Genomic DNA, 18,712 nt, shown 5'->3' on the forward strand with positions numbered 1-18,712 from the left:
TTGCTTATCCAATGTTCGAAGCCCACAACAGGCGGCTTACGTCTTTGCGAAACTTGTCGAACTCAAGGGTGTGGTTCGGCGGAAACCGCATCATCACATGGCCCAGCGGGTCGGCCACAAACACGTGGTCTCGCACGGTGCCAATGTCGCCACTACCTTTGCTGCCCACAATGCCCTGCTCCAGCGGCAGCCAGCTTTTCAACTGCTCTTCACTGGCACGCACAAAATGCACGTTGGGAAACTGGCGCAACAGAAGGGTTTCCAGGGGGGCATCATCGGTCACAAACACCACGCGCTCAATGCGCCCCTGCTCCTTTCCCTTGGATGCGCGGGCCTGGCGCTGGAAATACAGCGTGTTCTGGCACACTGCGTCGCACTGGCTGTTGATGACCTGAATCAGCACCCACTTGTCTGCAACCTGCTGCATGGTGAAATCGTCACCATTGATGTTCTTGAATACGTCGGTGGACACATTCACCTGCGGGTCAAGAATAGTGCCGTAGTTGTTGGTGCCATCGGGCTTGTTGAAAAAATACAGGTAAAAGGCCGCCACAATGGGCAGTGCACAGGTGAGAAACACCAGCAGTAAGGTGATGCGGCTCTTGTTCAGCTTCGCTGGCGCGTTGGCTGCATTCATGTTTTATTTCCCTTGTAAAACTCGCGATATACAAAAAACAAAGTCAACAGCACCAACACCGCCGACATGGCAAACCACTGAAAGGCATACCCCTTGTGCTTGGCCACCTGTTCCTGCAGGGGAACGGCAACATGGTAAAAACCATCCACCTGTTGCGCTGTTTCAGGCTGTGCTTTCGTTTGAACGGTTTGCGCAACCGGCTGCAGGGTCACTACAAAATTGCTGACTGACTGCCCTGCCAGCTCGGCAAACTTGTCAACACTGAAATTCGACCACACCTGAAAGCCGTTGCTTTCTTCCACATAAATTTCATCGGCACTGCCCAGATGCAAGCCACGCAGTTCAGCCGATTGGGCAAAACGCGGCAAAATGGTGCCACGCAATTCAACAGGTTCACCACCCCCGGCAGAACCCGACGGCATACCGGGTGCGCGCCGTGGATTGGCAGGGTCGCGCAACAACAGGCCGCGATCAACCGGAATCAAAAAACCCGCACCTTCTGGCTGAAAACCCTGCACCACCTGCACAGCCGGGCGACCATTGATTTGACGATTGTCTATGTATATCAGGGCTTTGGCATCGAAGGTGCCCCGCAGTTCAATTTTCCGGTAGGACAAATTGTCCAAGTCCAGCCGTGCACTGGCTGGCGAAATCGGCGAAGCCGCCAAGGCACGCGCCTGTACGTCAAACAGCGCCTGCTTTTCCTGTGCACGGCCCGTTTGCCACTGCCCCAAACTAAAAGTGAGCCACACCAAAGCCGCACCGATCAACACGGTAAAGGCAAGCTTTGTCTTGCCGGGTGAATTCACTGCTTTAACCATGACATACTTCCGGATGTGTGTTGTACACGGTTGGTTTTTGAAGGGTGTTCATCATGAAGTTGATCATTGGCCTGGCATTTCTGGGCATTCTGGCAAGCTTGGGTTCGGCGCTTTTTTTTCTGATGAAAGACAAAAGCAAATCGAGCCGCACTGTGAACGCATTGACCATGCGTATCGGCTTGTCCATTGTACTGTTTCTTCTCATCCTCTTTTCCTGGTACATGGGATGGATTGAATCCACAGGTATTCGATAAATTCAAAACTCAAAAAAAAGCCACCGGAAATGTTCCAGTGGCTTTTTCCATTGTTGTTCCCAGCGGTGCTGGCTTACAGCCAGTAAACCACCACATACAGCCCCAACCACACCACGTCAACGAAGTGCCAGTACCAAGCGGCCGCTTCGAACGCAAAGTGGCTTTGCGGCGTGAAGTGTCCCTTGATGCAGCGGATCATGATGAAGAACAGCATGATGGCACCAATCGTCACATGGAAACCGTGGAAACCAGTCAACATGAAGAAGGTTGAACCGAAGATACCGGAAGTCAGCTTCAGGTTCAGGTCTTGGTAAGCATGAATGTATTCATATGCCTGAAAGCCCATGAAAATCGCACCCAGCAATACAGTCAAGGCCAAACCACCGATCAACTGACTGCGCTTGTTGGCGATCAGTGCGTGGTGTGCCCAAGTCAGGGTCAAACCTGATGTAAGCAACAAGGCTGTGTTGATGGTTGGAATGGGCCATGGGCCCATGGTCTGGAATGCATCAATGGTGCCAGCAGGGCCGGTGTTGGGCCAATTGGCAGTGAAGTCAGGCCACAGGAAGGCCTTGTTGTCGATGTCGCCAAGCCAGGGCATTGCAATTTGACGCGCATAGAACAAGGCGCCAAAGAATGCGGCAAAGAACATCACTTCGGAGAAGATGAACCATGACATGGACCAGCGGAAAGAAATGTCCACGCGATCGCTGTACTGACCGCTTTGGGATTCGCCAACTACGTGTTTGAACCAACCGGTCAACACGTAGATCAAAATGGCCATGCTGAGCGCAAACGATGCTGGCCCCCAGCTTACTCCGTTGACCCATTGCGACATGCCCAAAACGAAAAAGAACATGGCAACCGCGCCAAGCACGGGCCAGTGGGACAACCCAGGCACAAAGTAATATGGTGCATTCGCACGCATGGTGGTTTCTCCTATTTCTTTAAATTTAAATGCTTCAATACTTCGAAGGCAGGTTCCGTGCTGCTTATGCAGAGCCCACCACATAATTCACCAAAGCCAGCAGGCCCAGCACAAACACTGCAGCTGCAAGCACACCAACAACAATGACGTGAATGGGGTTCAAATTCTGCATGTCTTCGGAATGGCTTTTGCTCTTCCGGACACCAAAAAAGGACCACAACACAGCCGACAGGGTTTGCAAAAAAACAGCCTTGTTCGCTTTGCGCGATGCGGCCTGTTTGATGTCTTCCGACATTATTGTGCAACCATGGCTGTGGCACCCGCCACTTCAAAAAACGTATAACTCAAGGTGATGGTGTGTACGTCTTGTGGCAACTTCGGGTTGATCACAAACACCACCGGAAACTCTTTTTTCTCACCTGACTTGAACGGCTGCTGCTTGAAGCAAAAACATTCCAGTTTAGTGAAATGTTCAGCCGCCTTGGTCGGCAAATAACTGGGTATGGCCTGGCCTGCCGTGTCTTTTGGCAGGTTGTTGTGCACCACATAATTCACGGTAACCAATTCACCGGGGTGAACAGTCATTCGGTTGGTTTCAGGTTTGAACTGAAAACTTCCCCGCTCATTTGCGTCAAAAATCACTTCAATGCTTCGGCTTTTGTCCACCTGGGTGTTCTTCACAATGTCGGCCGCATTTTTGGTTTGCGGCGTCAGCACGTTGATCCCGGTGATCTCGCAAATGGCCTTGTAAATTGGCACCAATGCATAGCCGAATGCAAACATGGCCACCACAATCACCAAAAGGCGCAGCAGCATCTGCTTGTGCAAACCGCCTGTTTTCTGGTTATGTTCCTGTGCCATGCTGCCCTACCTTCAGTTCACCAAACTCAGAATGCTGGGTTCCATCACCTTGCGGATCAGGATACCCAGAAAAAACACTGCTGCCACTGAGAGCAAAATCAAACCGGTGCGCTTGTTTCGCTTGGCCTTTTCTTTCTCTTCAGGCGTCAAAATCATTTCCTTTTCGGTAAATTACTTCACCAAAGGTGGTTCTTCAAACGTGTGGAACGGGGCTGGTGATGGAACTGTCCATTCCAGGCCTTCCGCACCTTCCCATGGGCTTGCAGGTGCTGGCTCGCCTTTCTGGAATGCCCATGCACGCAGAACACACCACAGGAAGATCAACTGGGACAAACCAAACCAGAACGCACCAACGGTGGCGATGGCGTGGAAGTCAGTGAACTGTGTGGCGTAGTCGGCGTAGCGACGTGGCATACCGGCCAGACCCAGGAAGTGCATGGGGAAAAATGTAACGTTGAAGCTGATCAGTGAAGACCAGAAGTGCAGCTTGCCCAGCTTTTCGCTGTACATGCGGCCAGACCACTTGGGCAACCAGTAGTACGTGCCCGCAAACAATGCAAACAGTGAGCCCGCTACCAACACATAGTGGAAGTGCGCAACCACGTAGTACGTGTCTTGCAATTGAATGTCAACCGGTGCCACAGCCAGAATAAGACCGGTGAAGCCGCCCATGGTGAACACGAAAATGAAACCGACTGCAAACAGCATGGGGGTTTCGAATGTCATGGAGCCACGCCACATGGTGGCCAGCCAGTTGAACACTTTCACGCCCGTGGGCACTGCAATCAACATGGTTGCGTACATGAAGAACAACTGGCCGGTTACTGGCATGCCGGTTGTGAACATGTGGTGCGCCCAAACAATGAAGGACAGGATCGCGATGGACGACGTGGCGTACACCATGGAGCTGTAACCGAACAGGGTTTTGCGGGCGAAGGTGGGCACGATGTGCGACACAATGCCGAACGCTGGCAAGATCATGATGTACACCTCGGGGTGTCCGAAGAACCAGAAGATGTGTTGGTACATCACGGGGTCGCCACCGCCAGCTGCGTTGAAGAATGACGTGCCGAAATGGCGGTCAGTCAACACCATGGTAATTGCACCGGCCAAAACAGGCATCACGGCGATCAACAGGTAAGCTGTGATCAGCCAGGTCCATGCGAACATCGGCATTTTCATCAGGGTCATGCCGGGAGCGCGCATGTTCAGGATGGTGGTGATGATGTTGATGGAGCCCATGATCGAGGAAGCACCCAGAATGTGCATCGCGAAAATGGCGGCGTCCATGCCGGGGCCCATTTGTACGGACAGAGGCGCGTAAAGCGTCCAGCCAGCAGCAGTTGCACCACCGGGCATGAAGAACGATGCGGTCAGAATGATGGCCGCAGGGATCATCAGCCAGAAGCTGAAGTTGTTCATGCGGGCGAAAGCCATGTCTGAACAACCGATTTGCAGCGGGATCATCCAGTTGGCGAAACCCACAAACGCGGGCATCACGGCACCGAACACCATGATCAAGCCGTGCATGGTGGTCAGCTGGTTAAAGAATTCCGGCTGAACTAGTTGCAGGCCGGGCGCAAACAGCTCTGCGCGCAGCATCAGGGCCAACACGCCGCCTTCCAGCAGCATGATGAACGAAAAAATCAGGTACATGGTACCGATGTCTTTGTGGTTGGTTGCGTACAACCAACGGCGCCAACCATGCGGGTGGTCGTGCGCGTGGTCATGGTCGTGGCCATGTCCGTGGGTCAAATCTGCCGCGGTAGTGCTCATGTAAATCTCCTAAGCAATCTATTAACGTGCAGCCGTAACAGCACTTGGCTGAACAACCGGGTCGGTACCTGTGCCAGCGTTGGCCCAAGCGTTTCGTGTGTATGTAATGACTGAAGCGATTTCAACATCGCTCAACTGCTTCCACGCTGGCATGCCAGCGCCCTTGCCATTCAGCAAGATTGCAATTTGGTCAGCCTGCGGGCCTTTGATCGAGGCCGCGCCAACCAGCGCAGGGAATGCGCCTGGAATACCTTCACCGGAAGCCTGGTGACAAGCCGCACAGTTGGCGTTGAAAACCTGTTCACCACGAGCAACCAGATCTTCCTTCATCCATTCTTTGGTTGGGTCGTCTTGCTTGGATTTCATTTCATCCAGCTTGGCCTGAACCCACTTGGAATAGTTTTCCTCAGACATTACTTCTACAACGATCGGCATGTAAGCGTGGTCTTTGCCACAAAGCTCGGCACACTGACCGCGGTAGATGCCTTCCTGCTCGGCTTTGAACCAGGTGTCGCGAACAAAACCGGGGATCGCATCCTGCTTCACGCCAAAGGCGGGAACCATCCAGGCGTGAATCACGTCGTTTGCGGTGGTGACCACACGCACTTTCTTGCCAACAGGCACCACAACGTGGTTGTCCACTTCCATCAGATAATTTTCACCGCGGGCCACTGCCTGGCCCTGGTGGTCTTCAATCTGGTCGCGTGGGGTGGACAGCGTGGACAGGAAGGAAATGCCTTCGCCTTCGCCAGCCAGGTATTCATAACCCCATTTCCACTGGTAACCGGTGGCCTTGATGGTCAGGTCAGCGTTCGATGTGTCTTTCATCGCGACCACTGTTTTGGTGGCAGGTAAGGCCATGCCGATCACAATCAGAAAGGGGATGATGGTCCAGGCAATTTCAACTTTCACGCTGTCGTGGAAAGAGGCCGATTTCGCACCCTTTGATTTGCGGTGCGCAAAGATTGAATAGAACATCACGCCGAATACGGCAACGAAAATAACCAAACAGATTACCAACATCAACGTGTGCAAATCATAGATTTGACGCGCGATTTCAGTAACCGGCTCGACGAGGTTGTACTGCAAGGGCTGCCCAGAAACATTCTGGGCAAACGCTGCACCTCCGAAGGATGTCATCGCAATTGCGGCAGCTGCTGCTACTACTTTGCGAATACCCAAGGACGACTTCAACATGGCGATCCTCAATCTCAAAAAAAATATCAAACTGGTGGAAGCCACATGCCTACACAGGGCATGCAACCCTTGCCAACGCCGCTTTCAGCTCACGATGCAGCGCTGACTTGTCTTTTTCGGCAATGAACCTGCCTATTTTTACTTGTTGACCCTTGTAACTGAACACCAAGGGCTCTTTGTATTTTCCGTTGTAGCTCAAACTGGCCCATTGGGGTGACCATTCAAGCTGGGTCAGCCTGGAACCGTCGGCCTTCACCAGAAGCAACTGGTTTGGCTGAAGCGCGATCATTTCGTAATCGCCTGCATGCCTTGCATAGACCACGAATGCCGTGCCCACCAACAACAATTCAATGCCCGCAAAAGGCAGCACAATCCAGAAGCCCGCCAACAAAAAGCCTGTCGCCACAACCAGGGTGATGAAACAGAGACTTAAGTACCACTGCAAAAGCTGTTTGGGACTTAGCGAACAGTTGCGCCTGAAGACCCATTTACTACTTTGCGGCAGATTTGCCTGACTTGAACTTTCTGGAATCATGCCCATGTACCTCTTGAGGAGCATTCATTCAGACCCTATGCACACTCAAAAGAGTGCATAAAAACCTTCGAATTATAGGCTCAAGGCTCTAAAGCAAGCAACAACGCAGTTGCAATCCGAGCCAGTTTTCCCGGAAATTAATTAGAAACAATGGGCTACATTTAAAAATGCTGCAGAGCAGCACGCTATTTGGACCCTCTGCGTCCCTTGATGTCTGAAACTTTCACCGTCGCAATATCGGTTTTTGCCACTCTTTTCACTTTCCAGGCATGCCCGTACACCAGTTCGAGTGTCAGCGGAATTCGACCTGTTTCAGCGTTGCGCAAACCTTCGAGACAAATCAGAGCCTCGTTGTAACGCGCGGGGGTACGCAAACCTTTTTGCCTTTGTTGCAGCGAATTTCCTGTCAAGGCCCGCCAATCCGCCAGAAGCTTTTCCGGCGTGGTGTAGGTCAGGATCAGTTTTTCCATTTCCATAACCGGGTCTGAAAAACCCTGCTTGCCCATCAAGTCGCCAATGTCGTGCATGTCGACGAAGTCCGGAAAGACTTCACCCAGCGACTGCGCGACGCCATGCAGCTCCTTGCCCGTGTCGGGCCCGAAACAACTGAAAAACACCCCACCCTCGGGCTTTAACACGCGCAACCATTCGGCCAGTTGCTGGCCCGGGTCTTCAACACCGTGCAGCCACAGGGGCGACCAAACCATGGCTTGGCTTGCATCGCCCAAGGGCAAGGGGCTGTTGACCGCCAGGGCGGTGGCGTGGCTTGCTTTTGGCGCGGCTGGGCGCCCCGGCCACAGCTTGGCCAAAAAGGATGCGGCCGCCTGATCCACCGGCGCCACCGGCAATTCAATGGCATGGGGGGCAAATACGGTGAACTGGCGACCAGCAAACAGGTTTTTAACTTCTGGCAGCGTGGCAGGGTGTAACCAGCCTTGATGCACCACCCCTCCCTCGACCGGGCGCATGATCTGCGCACGCGCCAACATGCGTTTGTTGACCTCTTCGAGAATGAAGGGCAAAGGCGCACCCACCCGGCGCAACCATTGCTGCGCCAGCTCGGCATTCGACCGGGGTTGTTTCCAATACTGCGAGGACATTGTGAGAAATACCATGTTGCCAAAACAATTGTGCAACCTATTCTATAGAACTTGCCAAGGGATGGGCGATGCCGTGCTGCCAAGGCGCTGCGTGGCCTGTCATGCCGGGATCAAAAACCCGCATGCCAACCAGTTGGCGCGCTTTGCATGCTGCGCCTGCATTCACCTGCTGGAAGGCATGTCCAATGTTCGCTGCAGACGCTGTGGATTGACGCTTGGCCCACGGCCACAGGCTTTCGGTTGGACACATTGCAGGCACTGCAAACCCGAGGTGGCGGGCAACGTGGACCAACAATCCGGCTGCGTGGTGTGTTGCGATTACACGGCCCCGTTTGACCAGTGGATAGCGCAACTGAAATACGGAAAGGCGCACGGATTGGGAGCATTCATGGGGACGTGGCTTGGCCTGAACACCCAAAAGGCAGGCTGCGCACTACCCGATTTGCTGATCCCCGTGCCCGGCAGCCAGGAAAAACTGAAACAGCGAGGCTATAATCAAGCCGCGCTGATTGCCAAACACGCAGGGCGACATATCCAGCGGCCGGTGTACACAGACTGGCTTGTTAAAACAGGCGAGGCCCGCGCGCAGGCAGAGCTTGGCCGGGGTGAACGGCTACACAACCTGCGGGGTTTGTTTCGGGCCACACGCCCCATGCCTGCTGGTTTGCGCATTGGCCTTGTGGACGATGTAATTACCACGGGCGCCACCCTGCAAAGTTGCGAAGCGGCACTGCGCAAGGCAGGTGCAAAATCGATTTTATTAATGGCTGTTTGCAGGACCCCAGAATGATCCACGTGGTGTTGGTTGAACCCGAAATTCCACCCAATACGGGCAATGTGATTCGCCTGTGCGCCAACACGGGTGTGCAGTTGCACCTGATTGAGCCCTTGGGCTTTCCGCTTGAAGATGCGCGCATGCGCAGGGCCGGGCTGGATTACCATGAATACGCCCGCATGCAAGTGCACACCAGTTGGCAGGCTTTTCTGGACACTTGCAAGCCAACCCCGGAACGCTGCTTCGCCATAACTACCAAGGGCACACGATCGCCTTTCGAAGTGCAATTCAAGGCCGGAGATTATTTGATGTTTGGCAGCGAGACGCGCGGGCTTTCAGAGGATGTTCGGCACTGGTTTACCAAAGAAAACTGGCTGCGCTTGCCAATGCGCCCGGAAAGCCGTTCGCTGAACCTGTCGAATTCAGTGGCTGTGGTGGTGTATGAGGCGTGGCGACAGCTTGGGTTTGAAGGCGGAGCCTGATCGGCGCGAGTCTCAATCACTTGCCTGAAAACCTGTTGATCCCTTTTTGATATTCACACTGACTCACCAAGGCAAGAAATCATTCGGCGTCTTCAGACCTGGCTTCACGCGACAACAATCGAAGAACGCCCTCTCCGGGGCTAACGCCCTCAAAAAGCACCGCATTCACCGCTGCGGTTATCGGCATGTCAACGCCCAGCCTGGTTGCAAGCTCCTTGACCACGGGCGCACACTTCACGCCCTCGGCAACCTGCCCCAATTCCTTGAGAATGACGTCTAGCGACTTGCCCTGGGCCAACATCAAACCGACTCGCCTGTTTCTGGACAGATCGCCAGTGCAGGTCAAAATAAGATCGCCAAAACCGGAAAGTCCGTTCAGGGTTTCAGCTTGCGCCCCCAAGGCCACAGCAAAGCGCTTGATTTCAGCCATGCCGCGGGTAATCAAGGCCGCACGGGCATTCAGGCCCAATTGCATGCCATCGCCAATACCCGTGGCCACGGCCATGATGTTTTTCACGGCACCGCCCACTTCGGCACCCACCAAATCGTCCAGTTCATACACCCGCAAAGCGGCGTGATGCGCTGCACGGACCATGGCCTGGCGTGTTTTTGGGTCAGCCGATGCCGCAGTAAGGGCGCAAGGCAAACCGCGCGCTACTTCTGCCGCAAACGATGGGCCGGTCAGGGCGCCACCACAAGGCTTGCCCAACACTTCTTCAACCACTTGGTGCGGCATCAGTCCTGTGCCCACCTCGAAGCCTTTGCACAACCAAGCCACTGGCGGCCATTGCTCAATGGGCGCGATTTGAAGCAGGTGCTCAAGGGTTTGGCGCAAGGCGCCCATGGGCGTACCCAACACCCACAAGGCATCAGCATGGCCCAAAGCATGTTGGGCAGCCAAAACGAAGTCGCCCTGAACTTTCAGGGCCGGGCTTAATTTGATGCCCGCAAGGTAACGGGAATTTTCGCGCTGATTGGCAATCGATTCCAGCACAACGGGGTCGCGCCCCCACAACACCACATCGTGCGCTAGCGACATGTGGGCAGCCACAGCGGTGCCCCACGCACCGGCACCAAACACGGTGATGTTCATGCGCGCAGCCAATTACGCAGTGGTAATGATGCCGGAACCGTTCTGCTTGGCGCCTTGTGCCTGTTCTTGGGCGGCAGCCAGGCGCTGCTGGTAGAACTGCTCGAAGTTGATGTCTGACAAATGCACGGGCGGGAAGCCGGTGCGGGTGATCAGGTCGGCGACGTTTGCACGCAGGTAGGGATAAATCATGTTGGGGCACAAAATGCCCAACAGCGGATCGAACTGATCTTCCGGCACATTGGCAATTTCAAAAATGCCTGCCTGCTTGCATTCCACCAGAAAAGCGACTTTGTCATCGATTTTCGCTGTCACGGTCACGGTGACTTCGGATTCAAAAATGTTTTCAGCCAGGCGCTGGGCACCCACATCCACCGACACTTCAATTTTCGGTGGGTTTTTCTCGAGGAATATTTGGGGTGCGTTGGGCAATTCCAGTGAGGCGTCTTTGATGTACACGCGCTGCATTTGGAACACGGCTTCTGAGTTCTGTTCGGCCATTTGCTGGCTCCTATCAATGAATGGATAAACGGGTTTTGCGTGGCTTATTCAGCCGAACCCAGTAAAGGCAACAGCTTACCAGTTCGATCCAGATCAAACAGGTCGTCGCAACCGCCCACATGTGTGCTGCCGATGTAAATTTGCGGCACCGTGCGGCGGCCGGTTTCAGCCATCATTTTTTCTTTCTGGGCAGGATCCAGGTCCACACGGATTTTCTCGATGTTCTGCACGCCGCGCTCGCTCAACAAACGTTCGGCACGCAAGCAAAACGGACACACTGCACTGGTGTACATGCGAACGGGAGAATGTTTGCTGCTCATTTTTTACCTGCCTTGACCTTGCTCTGGCTTGCCTTGACTGGCGCATCGCCGGCTTGCTGCACTTTTTTCACGGGCATTCCGGCTTCCTTCCAGGCATTCAAGCCACCATCAAGCACAAACACGTCGGTGTAACCCGCCGCTTTCAATACAGTGGCGGCCGCACCGGCGCGGGCGCCTGTTTGGCAAAGCACGATCAACGGTGTTTCCTTGGTTTTGGCCAGTGTATTGGCTTTGTCCTTCAGGTCTTTGACGGCCACGCGCTTGGCGTTGGGCACCATGCCCGAATTGTTCACGAAATCGTCGTCGCGAATATCGACCATGACTGCCTTGCGCTGGTTCAGCATCAGCGTGGCCTGGGGCACCGTAACACGGGTGCCGCCGCCTTTGGTAAGAATTGGCCAGATCAACATAAGGCCAGAGCCTACGGCGAGGGCGATGAGCCAACTGTTTTGAATCAAAAATTCCTGCGACATAAATCCTGCAATAAGTGGGTCTTGATGGGTTGACCATTATATCCCCTTGAATCGAGGCTAAAATGGAGGTTTGCCTAATTAGACAGCAACTTAAAGGCCCCGAACATGTACAAACTTGTATTGATGCGCCACGGCGAGAGCCAATGGAACCTGGAAAACCGATTTACTGGCTGGGCCGATGTGGACCTGACCGACAAAGGCCGCGAAGAAGCTCGCAAGGCTGGCGACCTGCTGAAAGCCGAAGGCTACACTTTTGACCTGGCCTACACTTCGGTGTTGAAACGCGCCATTCGCACCCTGTGGATTGCCCTGGACCAGATGGACCAGATGTGGTTGCCCGTGGTGCACGCCTGGCGTTTGAATGAACGCCACTACGGCGATTTGCAAGGCCTGAACAAATCAGAAACCGCCGCCAAATTTGGCGAAGAACAAGTGCTGATTTGGCGCCGTGCCTACGCAATTGCGCCCAACCCGCTGAAGGTGGACGATCCCCGCTTTGCAGGCAACGACCCCCGCTATACCCGCCTGAAACCCGAAGAAATTCCCCTGACCGAGTGCCTGAAAGACACGGTTGATCGGGTTATCCCACTGTGGAAAGAAGGCATTGCCCCGGCCATCAAGGCTGGCAAGAAGGTGCTGATCGCCGCGCACGGCAATTCACTGCGCGCACTGATCAAGTACCTGGACAACCTGAGCGAAGACGATATTTTGAAGGTGAATATTCCAACCGCACGCCCCTTGGTGTACGAACTGGATGAAAACCTGAAGCCAATTCGCAGTTATTACCTGGGCGACCAGGCCGAAATTGAGGCAGCCATGGCTGCTGTGAAAAACCAGGGCAAGGCCAAGTAAAAACCAGTGCACACCTATTCCCGTTTGATTGTCTGTATTGGTGGAGCCTTGCTGATTGGCGCCCCCCTGACCGCCCCGCTGCCAGCTGCTGCACAAAGTGCCGTGCGCGACCCCGCGGGCGTCAAACAGGAACGGGATGAGGTTCGCCGCAAACTGGATGCGCTTAAGAAGGCCATCAAGGAAACCAGCGGCGAGAAGAAACAGGCTGCCAAGGCATTGGATTTGCTGGAAAAAAGACTGGAGCAAACCCAAAACCGCTTGAACACACTGGACAAAGACCGCGACGCACTTGAAGCAGACATCAACAAACTGGCGAGCGAAGAAATTCAACTGCAAAAAGACCTGGAAAACACCCAGGCGCGGCTAGCCGTTGTGATGCGCAATCAGTACCGCCGCGTAGAAGTAAACCCGACGCAAGCCTGGCTTGCAGGCAAATCTGCCAGCCAGGCTGCACGTGAAAGCTATTGGTATGAGCGCATTTCTGCGGCGGAACGTGATTTGGCAGCGCAACAGGCAGCGCAGGCCCGTGAACTGGAGGCCATTCGACTGGGCCTGGAGAAAAAACAGGACCGGCTGGACAACACCATTGCCGAGCAAACCAAAAGCCGGCGTGAATTGGTGGCGCAGCGCGAAGAGCGCAACCAACTGATCGAAGACCTGAATTCAAAACTGAAGAATCAGGAACTGGAACGCAAACGCCTGCAACGCGATGAAGCACGCTTGAGCAATGTAATTACCCAGCTGACCCGTGCCATTGAAGAAGCCAAACGCAAACAGGCGCTGGCAGCACAACAGCAAAAACAACAGGGCCAAACCGGCGGAGGCCGCAAATCACCAGAAAAACCGGAATACACCGCCCCACCCCCCATGCCTAACACGGGGGAGTTCGCAAAATTGAAAGGCAGGCTTGTTCTGCCCGTGCAAGGCACTGTGGCCGGGCAGTTCGGACAAACCCGATCGAAAGACGGTCAAGGCCCATCTTGGAAAGGCATTTTTATTGCAACTGAGGCTGGGCAAGGCGTTCGGGCTGTTGGCGCGGGCCGCGTGGTGTTTTCAGAATGGCTGCGCGGATTCGGTGAGATTGTGATTATTGACCATGGCGACCAGTTCCTGAGCGTGTATGGCAACAATGGTAAATTATTGAAAAGATCCGGGGATTCCGTGAAAGCGGGTGACACCATTGCTGAAACGGGCAACAGCAGTGGTAACCTTGATACGGGTTTATACTTTGAACTAAGGCATCAGGGACAACCCTTCGATCCTGTTTCGTGGACCAAAGGTCGGTAGGAATTATGCGTCAAAAATTACGGCAAATCAGTTTGGTATCGGTGGGTGTGGTTGCCGGTGTGTTGGTCAGCGTTGGCATCAGCGCAGTGGCCCAACGGCAGCAACCCGAGGCATTGCCCTTGAACGAATTGCGCCAGTTCACCGAAGTGTTTGGTGCCATCAAGAATTTTTACGTCGAGCCCGTGGGCGACGACAAGCTGTTCAACGGTGCCATCAGTGGCATGGTGTCCAACCTTGACCCCCATTCCAGTTACCTGGATGCAGAAGCATTCAAGGAATTGCGTGTGGGCACGCAAGGTGAATTTGGTGGACTGGGTATTGAAGTGGGCACCGAAGACGGCTTCATCAAGGTCATTTCCCCGATTGAAGACACCCCCGCCGCAAAAGCCGGCGTGAAAGCAGGCGACTTGATCGTGAAAATTGACGACAAGCCGACCAAGGGCATGAGCCTGTCCGATGCGGTCAACCTGATGCGCGGCAAACCCAAAACCGAAATTCGCCTGACCCTGCTGCGCAAGGATGTCGAAAAGCCAATTGAAGTTAAAATCATGCGCGATGTGATCCGCGTTCAAAGCGTGAAGTCCAAAATGCTGGACGACAACATTGGTTACGTGCGCATTACCCAATTTCAGGAACACACGGGCGAATATTTGGTGAAAGCCATCAACACCCTGCAAGGCAAAACCCCCATGAAGGGCTTGGTGCTTGATTTGCGCAACGACCCCGGTGGCTTGCTGAACGCTGCCGTGGGCGTGAGCGCTGCATTCCTGCCGCAAAACACCTTGGTGGTTTCAACCGACGGTCGCACTGAAGATTCCCAGCGCAAGCTGGTGGCCGGTCCTGAAGACTACCTGCGTGGCCGCGAAAAAGACTACCTGAAAGAATTGAGCCCGATTGCCAAAACCGTGCCCATGATTGTGGTGGTGAATGGTGGCTCGGCTTCCGCCTCCGAAATTGTGGCGGGTGCCCTGCAAGATCATGGCCGTGCGAAGGTGCTGGGTACACAAACCTTCGGCAAGGGTTCGGTGCAAACCATTTTGCCACTGAACAACAACACGGCGATCAAACTGACCACCGCGCGTTACTACACGCCGAATGGTCGCAGCATTCAGGCCAAGGGCATTGAACCCGATTACCTGGTCACTGAAACCCCTGAAGGCGACATCATTGAACGCGTTCGCGAGGCGGACCTGACACGCCACTTGAGCAACGACAAGGGTGAGGAAACACCAAGCGAGAAGAAGTCGGAAAGCAGCAAGAATGCGGACATGAAGCCGATTGTGTTTGGCGAAAAAGACGACTACCAATTGCAGCAAGCCTTGAATTATCTGAAAGGCAAACCTGTTGTGCAAAACCGCAAGGCCGACCAAACCGCAAAAGTGAAAAAGTAAACAGCCTGACAATGGAACTGCGAGACCTGAATGACGAGGAGCTACTTCGGTACTCCCGTCACATTCTTCTGGATGAAATCGGGATTGAAGGTCAATCGCGCATTGCCAGTGCCAAGGTGCTGGTGGTTGGCGCGGGTGGTTTGGGCTGCCCCAGTGCACTTTATCTGGCCAGCGCGGGCGTTGGCACCATTTACATTGCAGACGACGACGAGGTCGACCTGACCAACCTGCAGCGCCAGGTGTTGCACACCACCGCCCGCGTGGGCATGGCCAAAGTAGAATCGGCCAAACAACACCTGAATGACCTAAACCCCTGCAGCACCGTTGTGCCAATTCCCCACCGCCTTGAAGGCGAGGAACTGGAGCAACTGGTTGCGCAGGTGGATGTGGTGCTGGACTGTTGTGACAACTTCAAAACCCGCCACGCCGTGAACCGCGCCTGCGTGAAATTCGGCAAACCTTTGGTTTCTGGTGCGGCCATTCGGCTGGACGGCCAGCTGGCCGTTTTTGAACTGAATAACCCGGAAGCACCCTGCTACCATTGCCTGTTCCCGGAAGGGGATGATGTTTCTGAAGTGCGCTGTGCCACCATGGGTGTGTTCGCGCCGCTGACCGGTGTCATTGGCACACTGCAAGCCAGCGAAGCGTTGAAAATTCTGGCCGGGTTTGGGCAGCCCATGTACAGCACCTTGCAAATTTACGATTCCCGCAGCTGTGAATTCACCAAGGTGAAAATTCGCAAAGACCCAAAGTGTGGGGTTTGCGAGGCTTAAAACCTCGCCGTGCGAATGGCCTCAAACTGCCGTATGCGGTGTTTCACCCGCCCGGTCAAACCACGCGGTTTGAACCCCAGCCCGGGAAACGTGATCCAGCTGGTTTGTATGCCATGGCGTGCAGCCTGCTCCAGGTGCCCAAAGGTGTCGTCAACCAACAGGGTTCTTCGCCCCTTCAACTTGCTTTTCAGGTTTGGCCATAAAATGGACGCAGGTTTTGGGCGCCAGGTTTGATGAACCACCATGTCTTCGATGGCGATCACCGCGTGCAGGTGCCGGTACAGGCCAAGCTCCTTGCACAAGGCCACCGCGTAGGCGCGGGGCGCATTGGTCAGCATGATGCGCACGCCATTCAAGGTGCGCAGGCGATGTGGCACACTGCCGTGGCGTGAACTTAAGCGCTTCAGTTCGCCAAACTGGTGGGTGTTGGCCAGAAAGTGATGGGGATTGGTTTGGTGATGGCGCATCATGCCCAGCAATGTGGCGCCATAACGCAACCAGTATTGGGTGCGCAGGTCGCTGGCCTGCTGCGGATCCAAAACCAGGTGCTTGACCAGATACTGGGTCATTTGGCGATTGATCTCGGGCAGAATATGGGTGGACGCGTGGTGCAGGGTATTGTCCAGGTCGAGCAGGTACACCTTGCCAGACAGGCCCGCATGGGGACGACGAATATAACGAATGCGCAAAACGAATGAACCTGAAGTTGAGTTTTCATCCTGAATTTTGTCAGGACACCTTGTGCCATTCTGACACTGCGCGGCGGTGCGGTCTAGACAACCACTGCCCGCCCGAATTGTTGGGCAATCTCAGCAGGCTGTCGGCATTGCTGGGGGAAATTCAACAGTCCCTGAATATTCGAAGTGGTGCGTTAAAGATCAACAGCGGCTTTCGGGCCGAGGCCTTGAATGCGCATGTAGGCGGTGTGCCCAATTCCCAGCATTGCCTGGGTTTGGCGGCCGATGTGGTGTGCCCTGAATTTGGTCCACCCTGTGACTTGGCCATGGCGATTGCACAATTGCCATGTGAGTTTGATCAACTGATTCTGGAGTTTGGCAAATGGGTGCACGTATCAATAGCACCTTTGGACCAAACACCCCGGCGGGAATGCCTGAGCATTTTCAGCAAAGACGAAGGTTATCTGGAAGGTATTGTGAAGCGATGAATAAAAACAATGTGTTGAAGCTGACCGTGTTAATGGCGTTGTGTTTTGGTACCGCTGCTGGTGCCCATGCTGCCCAGGCCACATGCAAAGGCATGGGCAAGCAGGTAGAAGACGCCGATTTGCGTTTTTCACTAGGCCACAGCCAAATCCCTGGCGAATTGGCTGTCAGCACACACAAACTGCGTGTGGCAGGCACGCAGTACAAACTGGAATCGATATCGCAGGCCAAGGGGTTTTTGGCGCTTCTGTATTCAGGCCAATTGACGCAGAAAAGTGAAGGCTTGGTGGATCCGCAACTGGGCCTGACCCCGCTGTACTATGCTGAACAACGCGGCAAAAAACCTGTGGCGGAATCCATGCTGAATGCCGAAACTCAGCGGGTGCTGTTCAAGCGCAATGGCGAATCAGCACCTTACGAAAAAGGCCTGCAAGACCGCCTCAGCATGATTTATCAAATATCAGCCCGCCTGCGCTGCAACGGCAGTTTGGCGGTGGGCGACACCCTGACCTTGCGGGTAATGAGCACAGGCCGCTTGAGCAACGAGGTGTTTACGCTGCAAAAGAAAGAAGACATGAAGCTGGATTTTGGTCAGGGTGACCGGCGTTTAAACACACTCCAATTCGAAACCAGCCCTGAAGAACCCGGCGATGAAATTGTGCGTATTTGGTATGCGAAAGACCTGAACTGGCAACCCGTGAAAATCCAGATTCAGGATGCCGAAGGCAAAGCCTTGACCCAAACACTGATTGGCATGGGCAAGCCCCAACCGTAATTCTAAGCGCTAACCGTTCGCAGGCACGCGGCGCAGCATGTTGGGATCTGCTTCCAGAATGGGCAGGTTGACTTGGTGGCGCTGCCCACTGCGGCGCATTACCGCAAAGGTGGGCCCGACTTCTTCCAGGGTCCAGCCATTGGCCACTTCATCGCCAACGCGCCTGGACTGGGCGGGCTGGCCCTCAATTGACATGACCGCAGCGCCCTTGCCTTCGCTGTTGGCAAAAATGCCCAGCAAACTCACCGAGGGCGGTGTCAAGCCACCTGCAGTTTCCACCCCCATCAAACGTGCTTCAGGCGATTGGTCGATCTGGTATTTGGCAGATGCCTGCGCAGGCATGGCAGGTGCCACTTGGGGGGCTGGCGCAAACAACTGGATAAGCACCCACACAGCCAAGGCCACACAGGCAAGCCACAGCAGCGTGCGCAAACCCGGAACCAGGCGAGGCGAGGGACTGAAGCTGGCAACAGGTCGTTTTAAGGCGAGTTTCATGGCAAGACTCAAAGAAAATGCACGGGAACAGGTGATGGAATGCATCATAACCCGCAAGCGGGCAACGGTTCAAAAAAACCTGTTCCGTGACAACCATGCTGGCGTTACCGGTCAACCCGGGGCAACGGCACCCCACACGCTGTAGCAAGCCTGGTGCGGTTCGCTGTCAAATTTTCATAAAATGGGTGTAACCTTCGACAAGGATAATTTTGGATCTTTATTACGG

General features: G+C 54.4%; 26 protein-coding genes. 10 read left to right on the forward strand and 16 right to left on the reverse strand.

Features of this window, described 5'->3' with window-relative positions:
* Positions 1-4: 4 nt before the first annotated feature.
* Positions 5-637, reverse strand: coding sequence for an SCO family protein (locus V7028_RS05000; RefSeq protein ID WP_334119005.1), 633 nt, complete (start codon positions 635-637; stop codon positions 5-7).
* Positions 634-1,458 (reverse strand): SURF1 family protein, encoded by an 825-nt coding sequence (locus tag V7028_RS05005; RefSeq protein ID WP_334119006.1) that lies wholly within the window; start codon positions 1,456-1,458, stop codon positions 634-636. Before V7028_RS05005 ends, V7028_RS05000 begins: the two co-directional genes overlap by 4 nt.
* A gap of 53 nt (positions 1,459-1,511) precedes the next feature.
* On the opposite strand from V7028_RS05005, the gene V7028_RS05010 reads away from it, so the two are divergent.
* On the forward strand, positions 1,512-1,712 hold the full coding sequence (locus V7028_RS05010; RefSeq protein WP_334119007.1) for a twin transmembrane helix small protein: 201 nt from the start codon (positions 1,512-1,514) through the stop codon (positions 1,710-1,712).
* Between the two features lie 73 nt (positions 1,713-1,785).
* Here V7028_RS05010 and V7028_RS05015 read toward each other — a convergent pair whose 3' ends face one another.
* The 8 genes from V7028_RS05015 to V7028_RS05050 form a co-directional block, all read right to left on the reverse strand.
* Positions 1,786-2,640, reverse strand: a complete 855-nt coding sequence (locus V7028_RS05015) for a cytochrome c oxidase subunit 3 (protein ID WP_334119008.1) — start codon at positions 2,638-2,640, stop codon at positions 1,786-1,788.
* Between the two features lie 64 nt (positions 2,641-2,704).
* Complete coding sequence (locus V7028_RS05020) at positions 2,705-2,935, reverse strand: DUF2970 domain-containing protein (RefSeq protein ID WP_334119009.1); 231 nt, start codon at positions 2,933-2,935, stop codon at positions 2,705-2,707.
* A complete protein-coding gene (locus V7028_RS05025) occupies positions 2,935-3,501 on the reverse strand; it encodes a cytochrome c oxidase assembly protein (RefSeq protein WP_334119010.1) in 567 nt (188 codons plus the stop codon). The genes V7028_RS05020 and V7028_RS05025 overlap by 1 nt, the downstream gene beginning before the upstream one ends.
* Before the next feature lie 12 nt (positions 3,502-3,513).
* A complete protein-coding gene (locus tag V7028_RS05030; protein WP_334119011.1) occupies positions 3,514-3,657 on the reverse strand; it encodes a cytochrome oxidase small assembly protein in 144 nt (47 codons plus the stop codon).
* Between the two features lie 15 nt (positions 3,658-3,672).
* Positions 3,673-5,277: a cytochrome c oxidase subunit I gene (ctaD, locus tag V7028_RS05035; RefSeq protein ID WP_334119012.1), complete on the reverse strand. Its 1,605-nt coding sequence runs from the start codon at positions 5,275-5,277 to the stop codon at positions 3,673-3,675.
* A gap of 21 nt (positions 5,278-5,298) precedes the next feature.
* On the reverse strand, positions 5,299-6,474 hold the full coding sequence (gene coxB, locus V7028_RS05040) for a cytochrome c oxidase subunit II (protein ID WP_442918682.1): 1,176 nt from the start codon (positions 6,472-6,474) through the stop codon (positions 5,299-5,301).
* Between the two features lie 49 nt (positions 6,475-6,523).
* Positions 6,524-7,033, reverse strand: coding sequence for a DUF2244 domain-containing protein (locus V7028_RS05045; RefSeq protein WP_334119013.1), 510 nt, complete (start codon positions 7,031-7,033; stop codon positions 6,524-6,526).
* A 161-nt stretch (positions 7,034-7,194) separates the two neighbouring features.
* Positions 7,195-8,109, reverse strand: a complete 915-nt coding sequence (locus tag V7028_RS05050; RefSeq protein WP_334119014.1) for a methyltransferase domain-containing protein — start codon at positions 8,107-8,109, stop codon at positions 7,195-7,197.
* Positions 8,110-8,170: 61 nt separating this feature from the next.
* On the opposite strand from V7028_RS05050, the gene V7028_RS05055 reads away from it, so the two are divergent.
* Both V7028_RS05055 and trmL read left to right on the forward strand, forming a co-directional pair.
* Entirely contained in the window at positions 8,171-8,899 is a 729-nt protein-coding gene (locus V7028_RS05055; protein WP_334119015.1) for a ComF family protein, read from the forward strand.
* The gene (gene trmL, locus V7028_RS05060) at positions 8,896-9,366 is read left to right on the forward strand and encodes a tRNA (uridine(34)/cytosine(34)/5-carboxymethylaminomethyluridine(34)-2'-O)-methyltransferase TrmL (protein WP_334119016.1); all 471 of its coding nucleotides are present in this window, start codon (positions 8,896-8,898) and stop codon (positions 9,364-9,366) included. The genes V7028_RS05055 and trmL overlap by 4 nt, the downstream gene beginning before the upstream one ends.
* 79 nt (positions 9,367-9,445) lie before the next feature.
* Here trmL and V7028_RS05065 read toward each other — a convergent pair whose 3' ends face one another.
* The 4 genes from V7028_RS05065 to V7028_RS05080 are packed head-to-tail and all read right to left on the reverse strand — an operon-like array spanning position 9,446 to position 11,687.
* Positions 9,446-10,459 carry an NAD(P)H-dependent glycerol-3-phosphate dehydrogenase gene (locus tag V7028_RS05065; RefSeq protein ID WP_334119017.1) on the reverse strand — a complete coding sequence of 338 codons (1,014 nt, stop codon included), beginning with the start codon at positions 10,457-10,459 and terminating at the stop codon, positions 9,446-9,448.
* A gap of 12 nt (positions 10,460-10,471) precedes the next feature.
* Positions 10,472-10,957: a protein-export chaperone SecB gene (gene secB / locus V7028_RS05070; protein WP_334119018.1), complete on the reverse strand. Its 486-nt coding sequence runs from the start codon at positions 10,955-10,957 to the stop codon at positions 10,472-10,474.
* Between the two features lie 44 nt (positions 10,958-11,001).
* On the reverse strand, positions 11,002-11,277 hold the full coding sequence (grxC, locus tag V7028_RS05075) for a glutaredoxin 3 (protein ID WP_334119019.1): 276 nt from the start codon (positions 11,275-11,277) through the stop codon (positions 11,002-11,004).
* Positions 11,274-11,687, reverse strand: coding sequence for a rhodanese-like domain-containing protein (locus V7028_RS05080; protein ID WP_334119020.1), 414 nt, complete (start codon positions 11,685-11,687; stop codon positions 11,274-11,276). Before V7028_RS05080 ends, grxC begins: the two co-directional genes overlap by 4 nt.
* A 168-nt stretch (positions 11,688-11,855) precedes the next feature.
* On the opposite strand from V7028_RS05080, the gene gpmA reads away from it, so the two are divergent.
* Genes gpmA through V7028_RS05100 form a run of 4 tightly spaced genes read left to right on the forward strand, consistent with a single transcriptional unit; the run spans position 11,856 to position 16,053 of the window.
* The gene (gene gpmA / locus V7028_RS05085; protein ID WP_334119021.1) at positions 11,856-12,602 is read left to right on the forward strand and encodes a 2,3-diphosphoglycerate-dependent phosphoglycerate mutase; all 747 of its coding nucleotides are present in this window, start codon (positions 11,856-11,858) and stop codon (positions 12,600-12,602) included.
* A gap of 6 nt (positions 12,603-12,608) precedes the next feature.
* On the forward strand, positions 12,609-13,889 hold the full coding sequence (locus V7028_RS05090) for a murein hydrolase activator EnvC family protein (RefSeq protein WP_334119022.1): 1,281 nt from the start codon (positions 12,609-12,611) through the stop codon (positions 13,887-13,889).
* Positions 13,890-13,891: 2 nt separating this feature from the next.
* On the forward strand, positions 13,892-15,280 hold the full coding sequence (locus V7028_RS05095; protein WP_442918685.1) for a S41 family peptidase: 1,389 nt from the start codon (positions 13,892-13,894) through the stop codon (positions 15,278-15,280).
* 26 nt (positions 15,281-15,306) lie between these two features.
* Positions 15,307-16,053, forward strand: coding sequence for a HesA/MoeB/ThiF family protein (locus V7028_RS05100; RefSeq protein WP_334119095.1), 747 nt, complete (start codon positions 15,307-15,309; stop codon positions 16,051-16,053).
* Here V7028_RS05100 and V7028_RS05105 read toward each other — a convergent pair.
* Positions 16,050-16,742, reverse strand: a complete 693-nt coding sequence (locus V7028_RS05105; protein WP_334119024.1) for an HAD family hydrolase — start codon at positions 16,740-16,742, stop codon at positions 16,050-16,052. The genes V7028_RS05100 and V7028_RS05105 overlap by 4 nt on opposite strands.
* 5 nt (positions 16,743-16,747) lie before the next feature.
* Here V7028_RS05105 and V7028_RS05110 point away from each other — a divergent pair, with 5 nt between their 5' ends.
* Both V7028_RS05110 and V7028_RS05115 read left to right on the forward strand, forming a co-directional pair.
* On the forward strand, positions 16,748-17,218 hold the full coding sequence (locus tag V7028_RS05110; protein WP_334119025.1) for a D-Ala-D-Ala carboxypeptidase family metallohydrolase: 471 nt from the start codon (positions 16,748-16,750) through the stop codon (positions 17,216-17,218).
* A complete protein-coding gene (locus tag V7028_RS05115; protein ID WP_334119026.1) occupies positions 17,215-17,991 on the forward strand; it encodes a DUF3108 domain-containing protein in 777 nt (258 codons plus the stop codon). The genes V7028_RS05110 and V7028_RS05115 overlap by 4 nt, the downstream gene beginning before the upstream one ends.
* A gap of 9 nt (positions 17,992-18,000) precedes the next feature.
* Here V7028_RS05115 and V7028_RS05120 read toward each other — a convergent pair whose 3' ends face one another.
* Positions 18,001-18,486, reverse strand: a complete 486-nt coding sequence (locus V7028_RS05120; protein ID WP_334119027.1) for a type II secretion system protein N — start codon at positions 18,484-18,486, stop codon at positions 18,001-18,003.
* On the opposite strand from V7028_RS05120, the gene V7028_RS05125 reads away from it, so the two are divergent.
* A complete protein-coding gene (locus tag V7028_RS05125) occupies positions 18,485-18,631 on the forward strand; it encodes a hypothetical protein (protein WP_334119028.1) in 147 nt (48 codons plus the stop codon). The two genes, V7028_RS05120 and V7028_RS05125, sit on opposite strands and share 2 nt — an antisense overlap.
* Positions 18,632-18,712: the final 81 nt, after the last annotated feature.

This window comes from Limnobacter sp. (assembly GCF_036846585.1).
GTDB lineage: Bacteria > Pseudomonadota > Gammaproteobacteria > Burkholderiales > Burkholderiaceae_B > Limnobacter.